Source organism: Nostoc sp. C96 (assembly GCF_059384975.1).
The window spans coordinates 4,639,861-4,654,697 of record NZ_CM182020.1 but is presented as its reverse complement, the minus strand read 5'-3'; the positions used below and the strand labels follow the sequence as shown (position 1 = coordinate 4,654,697).

Sequence of the window (14,837 nt, the reverse complement as noted above, 5' to 3'; positions counted from 1 at the left end):
GTAGTTTTAATTAAAAATAGAAAGTTATGCAATTGCTAAACTCACTTATATTACAACCTGACAATAATTTGAGTCAAGCCTTATTAAATATTTTGGAAGATATCGTTACTAAGATTCAGATTCAACCTAATTTTTGTATTTATCATCCCAATTACAAACCATTAAAACTGCCAGATGAAGCAGTGGAACGCTTTCAGAAATTACCTTTAAATCTTCAGCACAAGTTTTTGAATTCACAATTGTGCAACTTTCTCTATGGGATTTACTATAACGGCGCTAGTCGAACTGCTCTGTCTTTAGATATAAATCTCATGGATTCGACAATGCCCAAGAATTTAGAGAATAATACTTATCTTGGAGTAGATGTGGGGTTTTATGAGCAATTACACTTTTCCAATAAAGGTATAGGCTACTTTGATCCAGCTTGGCAAGTTGTAGTGGAAGAAAGCGATCGCTCTCTGGTGGTGAAAAAAGGTGGCTTGACTTTGCATATAGAACGCGATCGCCATCTTCGAGATATTGAACAAAATGCGATCGCTGGAGATATCGTTGCTGTCAAGATGCCGCGTAATTTAGTGCAGAATGGTTTTTATATGGCGGTTGGCAATGCTGGATTATCAAGTCATGCTGATGCGATCGATTCACCGCTTGTACGTGTTTACTTTAATTTAAGTCCTGAAGGTGCAGTTGCAGTTATGAGCAGCCTCACTCAGCAATTAAACACTATATATATTCCTTTTACTTTTAAAGCGCTCTACAATCCTTCAAACTACGATCGCTACGATACAGCAGTACTTTATTTTGGCAAAACTCAATATTCAGTTATTCAAGTAGTGTTGCAAGATATTTATGTCAACTATAAACCGTATTTTCGAGAAGAAATCCCACTATTTACAAAATTACTCGCTCCAGGAGTTGCACTTGCGGAAGAGCCAAATCATAAATTCTCGGAAAAAGAAAGTTTTGGTATCAACCGTTGTCAAATTGTGACCAACGCTTTATTAGAAGCTTGGCAACAAGGAGATGAATCAAAAGGCAATCGTATGGCTTTAATTCAGAAGCAATTTGCCTTATATGACATTAAATTGCAATATCCTTATCTGAATTCTAATTCTCATGATATATACACACCATTATCATCATGACTTATTTAAAAATAGAGCTATTTATACCTTTAAATTAGCCTATTATCAAACTTAATCAGTGATACACATAGATTAATTACATGATTACGATTGTTAGCCTTTAATAAATGTCCTTAGCTTTAAGTATTTACCTTAGACTAAGGACTTTTTTTAGACACAAAGTTTATTGAATCCTCTAACTTACTGATTGATTAATAGAAAACTATTGATTTAAATCTTTCTAAAGATATAAATAAAATCAAATCCCCATAATCAACTTTACTCCTATTTATGGCTGTGATTGATGAAAGTACTTTACTAAGATTGAAGTTATTAAAAATAAATCAACAATTTTTCTCTTTAGCCTATCACTTCACTTTCGCCAAAAACGCCAATTTGGATTGCTTTTTCTAGTTGGATGAGGTTTTTAATATCTATGTCACATGAAATTAACCAATTTCAAGATTTTGACAACTATAACGTTAATATTAGTAAGTTTTTAACACCTTTTCAGCAAAAAGTTCTGCTGAAAAATCTCCAAGCAAGTTTACAACCCGAATACCGTCGTCGAATCGAAATTATGTTATTGGCAGATCAAGGTAAATCTCCAAGCAAAATTTGTCAAATATTAGGCTGTTCTTACCACATGGCGCGATATTGGAGTGGTGTGGCAAAAGCTGGATTAGCTCACCAATGGCAGGAACAGAAAATAGGTAGGCCAAAGAGTGTTAATGACCAGTATATTGCACGCTTGAAAGAATTAGTAACTCATAGTCCTCATGAATATGGCTATCCATTCCAAAACTGGACAGCGCAATGGTTAAGTAAGCATTTAGCAAATGAAATGGGCATTAAAATTACCGAACGCCATATTAGTCGTTTACTTAAACAAATGGGATTGTCTACAAAACAACGTAACAATCTCCCTCAACAAGAAACTGCTGATATTCAAGATTCTGATATTCTAATATGCGACTTGCAATTAAGCTATGAACATAATAGTTTAGAAGATTTACTCAATTTCGTTAATACTCATCACTAACTCTGGGATAGAAGGGAGTATTTTTTGAAAAAAATAGGAATTAATTAATGACTAATATTTTCATTATTTCTCCTGAAGATATATTGTATCAAATGAAGCTTTCTTGTCAGCTTCCCGATATGATTGAAGCGATCGCTACTCGAAAGATTATTACTGATGCTGCTGATCAAGCAGGGATAAAAATTCAGCCCGGAGAGCTTCAACAGGCAGCCGATAATATGCGGCTGCTAAAAAAACTTGTCAAAGCTAAAGATACTGAAATATGGTTAGAAAAACATTATCTTTCGTTAAATGAGTTTAAAGAAGTAGTAGAAATTTCCCTACTTTCGGCAAAGTTAGCTCATCATCTCTTAGCAGAGCAAGTCGAACCTTTCTTTTTTACACATCAACTTGATTATGTTAAATCTATCACTTATGAAGTTGTTTTAGATGACGAAGACTTAGCTTGGCAGCTATTCTATGCAGTCCAAGAAAATAAAATATCTTTCCCAGATATTGCTCAACAATACATAAAAGAACCTGAATTACGCCGTGTTGGTGGATATTGTGGGATACGATGCCGGGGCGATTTTATTCCAGAGATTGCAGCGTATGTTTTTACTGCCCATCCACCAAAGATTATCAAGCCAATTCTCACACAAAAAGGAGTTCATTTGATTTGGGTTGAAGAAATTATTCAGCCTTATTTAGATGAAGTACTGCGCTGTAAAATACTTAGAGATTTGTTTGCTGCTTGGCTACAACAACAACTTGAGGAAATTAAACTTGTGGTGCAGATTTAGTCTGCATAAAAAACCTGCAATAACATAGAATTGTGCGTTATTACAGGTTTTTCCCTGAATAAATTGCGATTTTTTTAACTTGCTGATTCTGGGGATGCTTCTGATTTTTCTGGCTTGAGTAAAGGGAAAGCAATAACATCTCGAATACTGGCAGAATCAGTTAATAACATTACTAACCGATCAATCCCAATACCTAGACCGCCTGTAGGTGGCATTCCATATTCCAACGCTGTGAGAAAATCTTCATCTACACCTTGGGCTTCTAAATCACCAGCGGCTTTACGGGCGGCTTGGTCTTCTAGACGTTCTCTTTGGTCGACGGGGTCTGTTAATTCTGAGAAGCTGTTGGCGGTTTCGCGTCCCACAATAAATAACTCGAATCTTTCTACCAAACCTGGTTGAGAACGGTGCGGTTTTGCCAGTGGTGAAATTTCTACAGGATAGTCAATGACAAAGGTAGGTTGAATTAAATTTGCTTCTACCTTTTCTTCAAAAGCTAAACTTAGTAATTTACCAATTGATTGGGTTTCATCTACACCAGGAATCCCAGCATTTTTAGCGGCGGCTTTTGCTTCTTCCAAGGTTGAAAAAGCATTAAAGTCTAAGCCTGTGCTTTCTTTGACAACATCGTGCATTGTTACCCGTCGCCAAGGTGGTGTTAAATCTACAGTTTCGCCTTGGTAGGTGATTTGCAATGTGCCGAGTACATCTTGGGCGACGGTGGTAATAATTCCTTCCGTCAGTGCCATCATATCGTTGTAGTCGGCGTAGGCTTGGTAAAGTTCGATTGTGGTAAATTCGGGGTTGTGACGGGTGGAAATTCCTTCATTGCGGAAAATTCGTCCCATTTCAAACACTTTTTCAAAACCACCGACAATCAACCTTTTGAGATGGAGTTCTGTGGCTATCCGCAGATACAATTCCATTTCTAGGGTGTTGTGGTAGGTAATGAAGGGCCGTGCATCTGCACCGCCAGCTTCACTTTGTAAAACAGGCGTTTCAATTTCGAGAAAATCTCGCTGTTCTAAATAGCGGCGAATACCTGCGGTAATTTGGGCGCGACGGCGAAAAGTTTGGCGGACTTCGGGGTTAACAATCAAGTCAACGTAGCGTTGACGGTAACGTTTGGCAATATCGGTTAATCCATGCCACTTGTCGGGTAGGGGCAGTAGGGATTTTGTGAGGATGGTGTATTGTTTGACGTAGACTGATAACTCGCCCTTTTCAGTCCGTTTGATCGTACCTTTAACGCCTAGAATATCGCCTGCATCTGTGAGTTGCTTGAGGTGGTTGAAAGCATCAGCATCAATTTCTGCCATACTTTCTTGGATGCGATTTTTCTCCAGATAAAGCTGTATGTTGCCAGTTTCGTCTTGCAAGGTGAAGAATGCCAACTTACCAAAAACACGCCGCGCCATAATGCGACCGGCGATCGCAATTTCTAAATCGACTTCTTCGCCACTGGCTAAATCAGCAAATTTTTCTTGCAATTGGGCGGCGTGATGGCTAGATTCCCAACGATAGGAGTATGGATTACCCCCTAACTGCTTAATCTGGTCTACTTTTTCCAGCCTGGCGGCACGGATATCTTCTTCCGACATGGTAACGAACTCTCAGAGGGCAAGATTAATTATAGATGCTGCGCTCAAGTGGGCGCGAACACCAAATTCTCAGTTTCAAGCATAAAATTTCGAGTTCCAAGCACAAAATTTCGAGTTCCAAGCACGAAGTTTCGAGTTTTGAACACCAACTTCCGAGTTCCAAGCACGAAGTTTCGAGTTCCAAGCACGAAGTTTCGAGTTCCAAGCACCAACTTTCGAGTTCTAAACACCAACTTCCGAGTTCATAACTACAACATCCACCCGTAAATCCTTAATCGGTTTAGGTACCAGCAGTCTTTAAAAATCAAAAGGGAGATATGCGATATTTGAGGGGAAGCGATCGCCTGCACAATCCAGAGAGCGATCGCTTTTTATTGATGCAGCTATTAACACAATTCTAAAACTACAAATTAGTGGTCAAAGACAACATCTATTCTTGTCCTAATTGTAGAGAATGCCGAGATAAAATAGTCTTTGTTTTTAAGTGATATAACTGCATCACAGCTTTGATCATACTTTGCTGATCGGGATGTAAATCTAAACCCTCTATGGCTTGATAAATATTATGACCCGCCTGCAATTGTTCTTTCAGTTTTTCACGTTGGAATGAACTTAAGATAGTACTAATTTCTTTGTTGCGACGTTGACGTAAACCTTGGAGTTGTTGACGTTCTTGGGGAGTAAAATCAGTTTCCGAATATGCTAAGTTGATTGCAGTTTTGTAAGTTTGGGCAGAAATCACACTAGAATTAGCATGAATTTGTAGAGGCGTAGCTAAAGCAATCCCAGGCATGAATATGACAAGGAAAAGAATATTAGCTAACAAAAATAGCCATTTGGGAAAGTTAATTACCATGTTGAGAAATGCCTAAACGAAATTTCATGCTCAGACTTAGTTAGGCAAGATTCAAACCAAAGTTTTGAATCTTGGATGTTGAACATTCACAAACAGATGGTAGCTTAGATGATTTTGCAGCCTATGTCCAGAAGGCATAACAGCAGAATGCAGAAGATAAGTTTTTGCTGAATATTTATCTCTACCAAGCACCCCTAAAAAGTATTATCGGAGATAAAGGAATCTTAAAAAATAAATCACGCTACAGAAAATTTATATTTAGATAAGCAGGTAAAAAGCCTCTACTGAAAAAATTATCATTTGAGGATAAAAACTAATAAGACAATGTTATGTATGTTACGAAAATTATCATTAATTGTAAATAAAAATAAATTATTTGAGGATGGGCATAATCATACCCACCCTCAAAGCTACTGAGACCTTTTCATTCTGTTAATTTCTTGTTGTAATTCTTCAATTTGCCGCCGCAAATTTTCTGCTTCACTTGCGGAAGTTTCTGATGCAACATTTACTGCACCTTCGGCTGGCGATCGCTGATAGTTTCCTCGGCGAATTTGCTGATATTCTTCTGATACTGCCCACTCCCTTAGATAATGTATACGCTCTACAGCAAAGGGATGGCTTAACATCATGCCCTGAGCGCCATTGTAGATCAAGAACTTATATATTTGATTCAGTCCATCTTCATCCAGTGCTTGATAATTTTCTGATTGGTGGATAAATTCTTGTAAACTACATTCATGGGCATATTTGCTACTTCCGCCCGATACCTTCATCATCGAAGACATCACAGGATTTATGTCATCAATTACTAACAAGGCGGCGCGATCTGCTGTCAGTTCAGCTTTTCGCCGCCATTCAAAAAAGGCATAAATTAAAGCTTGGGTAACGAAATTACCAATGCCAAAGGTCAATTCACCTAGGGCAGAAGCAGCACTCATCGCCCACATCGCCATTTGAATTAAAATAGTATGACCACATTTAATATGTCCCAGTTCATGGGCTAACACCGCCCTAATTTCGACTTCCTCCAGTAAGTCTAGTATGCCTGTATTGATAACAATGTAAGGATTTTCTTGCCCTAAAGCATAGCTATTTGCTTGGGGATTTTGTGAGACAAACAGTGCAGGTTCTGGGTAAACATCCAAATCCCGCACACATTCCCGAAATATCTGGTAAATAGTGGAATATTGTCGCGGCCCTACTTGGATGGTGTTACCCATTAGATAGACTAACTGCGGGCGTTCGTAGACAAACTCCATGAATTTACGGGCAATTAACTCAAACCCTGGTAAATTTCGTAAAGCTTGTTCAGCTTGGCGGTCAAGTGGATGCCTGAACGCATCGCTAGAAATTCCTGTGTAAGTTGGCATAATTTAATCAGTGAACAGTGAACAGTGAACAGTTATCAGTCTAATAACTGATAACTGAATAATAGAAATGGGGCTAATGGAAGTAAAAATCACTTTGTATGGGATTAAAAGCGTGTGATTGAGGCAGAAGTTCATTTGTCACTACATAACTTTTTGCGATCGCAGGCGGGGTTCCCTTCCTGACCTCATCATTTGACGATGGCAAGGTTGGTAGCCCGCGCCTTGCGTCTAGGACGTAGTGCTTTAATTCAAGTTGGGGCGGCTTGTGGCTATCAAGGGCGATATCGCACTAGTTTTGTCGCATCAGCATTGATGTGGCAAGGCCCTGTTATTATTGTTGCTCCAGAAACTGTGCAACAACGTCTGTTGCAAGTAGAAATTCCCCGCTTACAACAGTGGTTACAAGTTCAAAAGCCAATCAGAACAGGTAACGCTTGGCCTAATTCTGGGTTTCAAGGACTACTCCTAACTTCTCCAGAAGCTTGGTTAAAAGGACAGTTAACATCTTCTGAAACTTTTCCCCCAGGTATTCCCACAATTATTGATGGTGTAGATGATTTAGAAGATTGGGTACGTCATCAACTAATTCAAGATGTGCAACCTCAAGACTGGGAAGAACTTATACTGGCTTGTCCTCACCAAGTTGAAGCAATTCGTTCTGCTAGAACACAACTCACAAAAGAAGTCTTCCAGCATCCAGCAAATCCTTATGAGTGTTATCTCATCTCCCAGCCAGAAGCAGAAATTATTCATGGTCTTTTTGCTCAATTAAACTTAGAGACTATTCCTCATGTTTGGCAAAATTTCTGGCAGCAATTTCAATACATTCATGAAAATACTCCTCTAAATCAGCCACCGCATCTTTTTTGGACTACTATTGCGCGTCGCCAAGGTTTATTTTCTTTGCATTACGCACCGATTGAATTAGCTGGAATACTGTCACCGATTTGGGAACGACAGCCAGTGGTTTTAATTGGTAGTGCATTAGAACCAGAAACGGAAGCGCCTGTATTTCGTCAGCGTTTGGGTTTGGATGATGTCACTTGTCTGAGGTTCTCTTCAGATAGTCAAGCTCAAGCGATTCAATTATATGTACCCCATCAGTTACCTTTACCGAATACACCAGAATTTCAGCCAGCCTTTATTCACAAAGTTCGCACCTTACTTTGTTTAAGTGCGACAGCGCCAGGATTAACAGTTGTTTTGGTAGGAGATGTCCCACTCAAGGCGCAAGTCGGTGCAATTTTGGCTTCAGAGTTTGGTACACGGGTACAAGTAGAAAAAACCTGTTTAGATGAAAACGGTATTTTAATTAGTGGTTGGGAATATTGGCGAGAACATCAACATGTTTTACCTGCGCCACATCTATTAATTATTGCGACTTTACCTCTACCATCTTTAGAAAATCCCCTAGTGGCTGGAAGGGTAGCTCACTACAAGCGATCGCATCAAGATTGGTTTCGGGTATACTTACTCCCGGCAGCTTTAAATGAACTACAACGCGCGATCGCCCCTGTACGCGAAAATCAAGGTGTAGTAGCATTGCTCGACAGTCGAGTTATTAACCGTAGCTATGGTTCCCAAATCCTCGCAGCACTTAGCCCTCTAGCACGCATTAATTATCTTGACCCTAGTTTATTCGCCAACCCCGATGAAGAAGATTCGGCTTAACAAGAGTTCAGTGTCAAAAGTCAATAGTTAATCAATTTTTGACTATTTACATTTTGTCAACGGATAGCGATCGCATCTTACCAAACGGTATTATCAGCTTGTGCTTACATTTGGAACTTCATCAATTGGACTAGAGATGCGATCGCATCTCCGGGATAAGACACACAAACTAATTTGAATTTTGAATTGCTAATTATGGGTGAAGCAAAACGTCGCAAAGAAACGCTGGGAGAAAAATACGGTCAAGATGAGCGCATATTATCTTGGATTCCCATCACCAAACGCCAATCTGAATTATTTGTGGATTGGACTACTCGCGGAGCCTGGATTGGTATTATCGGTATGGTTGTCGCTTGGGTAACTATTCGTTTTATCGGCCCCGCTTTCGGTTGGTGGCAAGTTTTAGATTAATACAGTACAGAGAGTAGGTTGGGTTGACATAAGGAAACCCAACATTACTAACATTTGTTTTGGGTTTCCCTATCGCTTCAGTTAATCAGCCTTTCGATGATTTATAGCAGTCGAATTATAGGTGAAGACATTTAAAAAGTATAAATGGCAGATATAGTAAAACTTTTACCTCCTGCCTTGTGCCTCCTGCCATACTGTGGCTTAGTCAATTCGCTTTTCTAAATATTGACCAATCATTAACTGTTCACCAGCGCGAGAAATAATTGTTTGTCTGGTGCGATATTTATTACCAATTAACTTTAATTCTTCCTCAAATACTGAGCCGTTGTACTCAGTTCGCAAGCACAAAGTTTCTGAATTAGGAAAATGATACTCTGCGGTGATGGGTTTGGATGTGGCAAAACCGCGATCGCGGTACAAAATATTTCCTAATGCACCAAATAATGTCGAGCCTTGAGAATCTTGTCTATTTTTTAGTATATCCGTACTATTCCACAGTACTTCTGCACCACAGATTAAATTAACCGTCTCAGATAAATTGTGCAATTGCGCCAACTTTTGCAACTCAGCGCATCCTGCTTCTAAAAACCGAATGGTGATCAGACTCACCATTTCTTTTGTTTCGCCCTCTGGCAGAGTATAGTAGCGTCTTTCTGAACGCCACTGACCTGCTGATTTGCGGAAAAATTCTGTAATTTCTGCTTCGTTAGTGGATTGAGTCAGTCTTAGCGGTGATGTCACGCGTTATTGTCCTCGCCTATTCTAAAAATAGCGTTTGTACATATACTACATGGTGACAAAAGACAATTACGGTTTAGATTTTTTAATATATCTCATAAATACTCAGACTTGCCGATTGCTTTTTTAGCAGCTTTGCTAGTATATATTAGGTATACTTAGTAAAACTAAATATCGTTATTTCACCAATGCTAATGCCAAAATTCAGGCATAAATTAGCGCCAAATTAGATTTGTTAAAATTCTCATGTCTACGCTTTATGGTCAAGATATGAGTAAAACATGCCTTAATCTTAATTCTATCGCAGATAAAATCGTTATCAATCTGCACTAGCAGACAGGATTTTTTTGGAAACTTTTATTTAGAGAAGGTAGTAAAAATTGACACAAGAAGATATATCTCAACATTAATTTATCATCAATGCGTCTATCTAGAGACATATATACAGAATGGCTTGGGTGTAAAAGGCTGCTATTTTTGGAAAAATTTTTATATAAGCAAAATAAATGATTTGCAACGGACAACCGCAAAAATCGATGAAACAGCAAACCTACATACCTCCAATCCCAGTGATGAATAGCCAGTTAGATTTAATCGCCAAGATTGACACAGGGAAACCAACAAACAAAAGGATATTTCCCCAGGGACAAACAGGAAAATTCATATCATTATGTGCTTGCTTATTAACTACCGGAGTACTTTCTGCTAGTTGTGCTTCTCTACCTAAAGAAGCAGCCGAAGCTCAATCGCAACGTGGTAGTAAAGAAAGTGGTAGTACAACACCTGTAGATGTAGCGATCGCCCGTACAGATACACTCGAAAAACAGCCAGAGTATACAGGTACAACAATTCCCTTCCGTACCGTATCACTGCGATCGCAAATAGAAGCGCGGCTATTATCTTTAAATGTAGATGTAGGTAGTATTGTCAAAAAAGGGCAAAACATCGGACAGTTAGATGATACCTTGCTGATGACAGAATTAAAACAAGCCGAAGCCGAACTCGCAGCCCAAAAATCTGATGTAGCCAGAGCCGCAACCCAGGTAAGTAATGCGCGTGCAGAAGTGGAAAGACTGCGCTTACAGATGGTGCAAGCTCAAGCCGACTCTCAAAGACAACAGCAATTATACCAACAAGGTGCGATCGCCCAACAAACCGCCGAACAAGCACGCACTCAAGCCCAAACAGCCGCCCAAGCCTTGCGGGCTGCAATAGAGCAAGTCCGCACAGAACAACAAGCCGTCGCCGCTACCCAAGGTAGAGTTTTAGCGCAACAAGCAGTAGTCGCCCAAGCCAAAGAACGCCGTTCCTACTCCCGATTAATTTCCCCCATCAATGGTGTCGTTACCAGCAAAGTTACAGAACCAGGTAATCTTTTGCAAGCAGGCGGCGAAGTTATACAAATTGGTGACTTCAGCCGAATCAAAGTAGTCGTGCAAGTTTCGGAATTAGAACTAGCAAAAATTCAACTTGGACAATCTGTACAAATACGCTTAGATGCCTTTCCCCAAAAAGCATTAACTGGCAGAGTTATACGCATATCTCCCACCGCAGATGCGACTGCTCGCCTGATACCAGTAGAAGTGGAAGTTCCCAACAGTAACAGCAATATAGGTAGCGGACTATTAGCCAGAGTTAATTTTGAAAATCAAATACAACCGCGAGTTGTAGTCGCGCAAACTGCTATTCAAAAATCAGCCAAACAACCTTCTGGGTCTGAAACAGCAAATAATGATACTAATGGCACTGTATTTGTAGTTACAGATAACCAAGGCAAACCAACAGTAATAGCACGTACCGTCACTTTGGGCAAAAAAGCTGATAGCAAAGTGGAGATTTTATCTGGTTTGCAGCCAGGAGAGCGCTATGTAGTTCGCAGTGGGAGACCATTAAAAGATGGCAACCCGGTACGTCTTTCGATTCTTTCCGAAACAGGCGAATCAAATTCGACACCGCGCAGAACTAGAAATTAAGAATTTAGATTTGGAGTGCAATCATAGTCATGCAGCAAGTCCAAAAAAGCGGCGGATTTAGTATCAGCGCCATCTCCATCCGTCAACATATCGGTACCCTCATGCTTACCCTAGCGGTAATTGTGATGGGTGTATTTTTTATAGTCAAATTACCAGTAGATTTACTACCATCAATTACCTATCCTCGGATTGGTGTGCGAATACAAGCACCAGGCATTTCGCCAGAAGTAGCAATTGATGAAGTCACAAAGCCTTTAGAAGAAGCTTTTTCCGCTACAGAAGGTGTATTACAAGTCTTTTCTCAAACCCGTGAAGGACAAGTCAGTTTGGATTTGTACTTTCAACCAGGGGGCAATATTGACCAAGCCTTAAACGATGCTACTGCGGCCTTTAACCGAGCTAGAGGTACTTTACCAGACACCCTAGAAGCACCACGCATATTTAAAGTAGATCCTTCTCAGTTACCTGTTTATGAAATCGCTTTAACTTCACCGACCTTAGAAGGTGTAGATTTACGGGTGTTTGCCGAAGAAGAACTAGCCCGTGAACTAGGTGTTGTACCTGGTGTAGCAGGGGTAGACGTATCGGGAGGAGTGCCAGAAGAAGTTAGAGTAAATATTGATTTAAATCGATTGCAAGCTTTGGGTGTAGGTTTAACGGATGTTTTAGATGAATTGAGAGACCGCAACCAAGATATTTCCGGTGGTCGAATTTTAGGGCAGAATTCCGAACCATTAACTCGGACTGTGGGTCGCTTTCGGAGTGCTGAAGAACTGAGAGATTTATCATTTGAAGTATCTTCATCTAGCAATAATACTCAAACCTCAGTCCCCACTCGTCGTGTTTATCTGCGAGACTTTGCCGAAATTATCGACGGCTCAGAACAACAACGAGTTTTCGTTTCCCTTAATGGTGAACCAGCGGTAAAAGTCAGTATTCAAAAACAACCAGATGCCAATACTATCAACGTTGTTGATGGAGTGAAACAGCGTGTAGAAGAACTGCGACAGTCTGGTGTTATTCCTGAAGGCACAGTCATTACACCGACCTTAGATGAATCGCGGTTTATCCGTAACTCTATTTCTAATGTTACTAGTTCTGGGTTGATTGGTACAGCATTAGCCGCGATCGCAGTTTTATTATTTCTCGGTTCCATCAGACAAACTTTAATTATTGTTCTGGCTATCCCCTTAGCCACCCTAGCCGCAATTATCTTAATGGGTTTATTTGGTTTATCTATTAACGTTTTTAGTTTGGGTGGTTTAGCTTTGGGTGTAGGGATTGTAGTTGATAACTCCATCGTGATGTTGGAGAACATTGCTGAAGGTGCAGGAATGACCCCCGGTAAAACAGCTAAAAGCAAGTTGAGTAAACAGCAACTAATTAATCAATCAGAACAAAGTAGTCGAGAAGTCGAGTCAGCCTTAGTTGCTTCTACTAGTACCAACTTGGTTGCAGTATTGCCATTTTTGCTCATTGGTGGGTTTATCGCCCTGCTATTCAATGAATTAATTTTAACTATTAGCTTTTCCGTAGCGGCTTCAATTGTCATTGCCGTTACCGTTGTCCCTATGATGGCATCTCGCTTATTAGGATGGAAGTTTTCTAGCCGTTTAAATCAATTTTGGCTATTGCGAGAATTTAATCGCCGCTTTGATGCTGCGACCAGGGGATATGGCGGCTTTTTAACTATGATATTACGCTGGCGATTCATTACAGTGACGATCGCCCTCCTCTTCTTTGGTGGTGGTAGTTTGTGGATGGCTCCGCAAATTCCCCAAGAAATCCTCCCCAGAATTAATACCGGACAAGCTAACTTAAATGCCCAGTTTCCCCCAGGTACACCCTTAGACACTAACCTCAAAGTCATGAGCGCCGTGGATGAGGTTCTCCGCCAACAGCCAGAAACAGAATATATATTTTCCACGGCTGGTGGAGCCTTATTTGGTAACACCACCAACGCCAACCCCTTACGCGGTTCCAGCACCATTAGCTTAAAATCTGGTACCGATGTCGAAGCTTATGTTGAACGAGTTACCCAAGAACTTGACAAATTAAACTTAGCCGGAATTCGTCTGCGCCTTTCACCCGGACAAGTGCGGGGTTTGATTTTGAATAACTCTCCTGTACGGGGTGCTGATGTTGACGTGATTTTGCAAGGTAACGACCCAGACAATTTACAACAAGCTGGTCGTCAAGTTTTAGCAGCTTTAGAAGAGCAAGCCACCCTCGCTAGATTCCGTCCCGATGCTGATGAAAGACAACCCGAAATTCAAATCTTGCCAGACTGGGAGCGTGTTGCAGCTTTAGGCTTAACTACTACAGATATTGGCGATACCATTCAGACTGCTCTAGAGGGTAGCATCCCCACACAGTTACAACGTGGCAACCGCTTAGTAGATGTACGCGTAAAGTTGAATGAAACAGCAGTCCAAGCACCATCTCAATTAGAAAGACTGCCGTTATTTGTAGACAATAATCACCAAGTCCGGTTGAGTGATGTTGCGAGAATTGTTGAAGGGCAAGCGCCTGGCGAAATTCAGCGAATCAACCAGCGCCAAGTTGTCATCCTAGCGGGGAATTTAAACGAGGGCGCTAGTTTAAGTCAAGCCATAGCCCAGGTGAAACAAGTAATAGATAACCTCGAATTGCCAGAAGGTGTGAGTGTTTTACCCAGCGCCGCCGCTGAATCAAATCAACAATTGCAAAGCTCACTACAACTATTAGGTGGATTAGCCACATTTCTTGTATTTGTAGTTATGGCAGTGCAATACAATTCCCTCATTGACCCATTGGTCATTATGTTTACCATTCCGTTAGCACTAGCCGGGGGAATTTTCGGTCTTTATATTACCAAAACCGCCATTGGCGCAACCGTGATAGTAGGTGCCGTTTTATTAGTTGGTATTGTGGTGAACAATGCCATCATCATGGTCGAGTTAGCTAATCAACTTCGGGAACGAGACAATATTGACCGCAAAACAGCCATTTTACAAGCTGCGCCACAACGGTTGCGTCCTGTACTCATGACTACTATTACTACCGTTTTAGGTATGTTCCCTTTAGCATTAGGAATTGGTGAAGGCTCAGAGTTTCTGCAACCATTGGGTGTTGTTGTTTTTTCTGGTTTGTCATTAGCAACTGTATTGACCCTGTTTATTATTCCGTGTTTTTATACACTGCTACACGATTTGCTAGGTGGATATTGGCTCAAGCCAGTGGTTTCCTGGCTACGTTTATGGAAGAAAAAGTTTAATAAAGCGTAA

The 14,837-nt window shown here is 40.5% G+C and carries 10 protein-coding genes and 1 pseudogene; 7 read left to right on the top strand and 4 right to left on the bottom strand.

Annotated features, from left to right (window positions below):
• Positions 1-26 precede the first annotated feature (26 nt).
• From AC504W_RS19870 to AC504W_RS19860, 3 genes are all read left to right on the top strand, one after another.
• Complete coding sequence (locus tag AC504W_RS19870) at positions 27-1,145, top strand: T3SS effector HopA1 family protein (RefSeq protein ID WP_494873950.1); 1,119 nt, start codon at positions 27-29, stop codon at positions 1,143-1,145.
• A 415-nt stretch (positions 1,146-1,560) separates the two neighbouring features.
• Complete coding sequence (locus tag AC504W_RS19865) at positions 1,561-2,166, top strand: helix-turn-helix domain-containing protein (protein ID WP_494873949.1); 606 nt, start codon at positions 1,561-1,563, stop codon at positions 2,164-2,166.
• Positions 2,167-2,213: 47 nt separating this feature from the next.
• Entirely contained in the window at positions 2,214-2,948 is a 735-nt protein-coding gene (locus AC504W_RS19860; protein WP_494873948.1) for a peptidylprolyl isomerase, read from the top strand.
• Positions 2,949-3,022: 74 nt separating this feature from the next.
• Here AC504W_RS19860 and lysS read toward each other — a convergent pair whose 3' ends face one another.
• From lysS to AC504W_RS19845, 3 genes are all read right to left on the bottom strand, one after another.
• Positions 3,023-4,549 (bottom strand): lysine--tRNA ligase, encoded by a 1,527-nt coding sequence (gene lysS / locus AC504W_RS19855; protein WP_494873947.1) that lies wholly within the window; start codon positions 4,547-4,549, stop codon positions 3,023-3,025.
• 430 nt (positions 4,550-4,979) lie between these two features.
• Complete coding sequence (locus AC504W_RS19850; protein ID WP_494873946.1) at positions 4,980-5,405, bottom strand: hypothetical protein; 426 nt, start codon at positions 5,403-5,405, stop codon at positions 4,980-4,982.
• A gap of 410 nt (positions 5,406-5,815) precedes the next feature.
• Positions 5,816-6,778 (bottom strand): M48 family metallopeptidase, encoded by a 963-nt coding sequence (locus AC504W_RS19845; RefSeq protein ID WP_494873945.1) that lies wholly within the window; start codon positions 6,776-6,778, stop codon positions 5,816-5,818.
• 114 nt (positions 6,779-6,892) lie between these two features.
• On the opposite strand from AC504W_RS19845, the pseudogene AC504W_RS19840 reads away from it, so the two are divergent.
• Together AC504W_RS19840 and AC504W_RS19835 are read left to right on the top strand one after the other, a co-directional pair.
• Positions 6,893-8,449, top strand: a pseudogene (locus AC504W_RS19840) (helicase C-terminal domain-containing protein).
• Between the two features lie 195 nt (positions 8,450-8,644).
• Positions 8,645-8,860, top strand: a complete 216-nt coding sequence (locus tag AC504W_RS19835) for a DUF2839 domain-containing protein (RefSeq protein WP_494873944.1) — start codon at positions 8,645-8,647, stop codon at positions 8,858-8,860.
• Between the two features lie 201 nt (positions 8,861-9,061).
• Here AC504W_RS19835 and AC504W_RS19830 read toward each other — a convergent pair whose 3' ends face one another.
• Positions 9,062-9,601, bottom strand: coding sequence for a phycobiliprotein lyase (locus AC504W_RS19830; RefSeq protein WP_494873943.1), 540 nt, complete (start codon positions 9,599-9,601; stop codon positions 9,062-9,064).
• Positions 9,602-10,134: 533 nt separating this feature from the next.
• Between AC504W_RS19830 and AC504W_RS19825 the strand changes: the two genes are divergently transcribed.
• Both AC504W_RS19825 and AC504W_RS19820 read left to right on the top strand, forming a co-directional pair.
• Positions 10,135-11,571, top strand: a complete 1,437-nt coding sequence (locus AC504W_RS19825) for an efflux RND transporter periplasmic adaptor subunit (protein ID WP_494873942.1) — start codon at positions 10,135-10,137, stop codon at positions 11,569-11,571.
• Between the two features lie 29 nt (positions 11,572-11,600).
• The gene (locus tag AC504W_RS19820; RefSeq protein WP_494873941.1) at positions 11,601-14,837 is read left to right on the top strand and encodes an efflux RND transporter permease subunit; all 3,237 of its coding nucleotides are present in this window, start codon (positions 11,601-11,603) and stop codon (positions 14,835-14,837) included.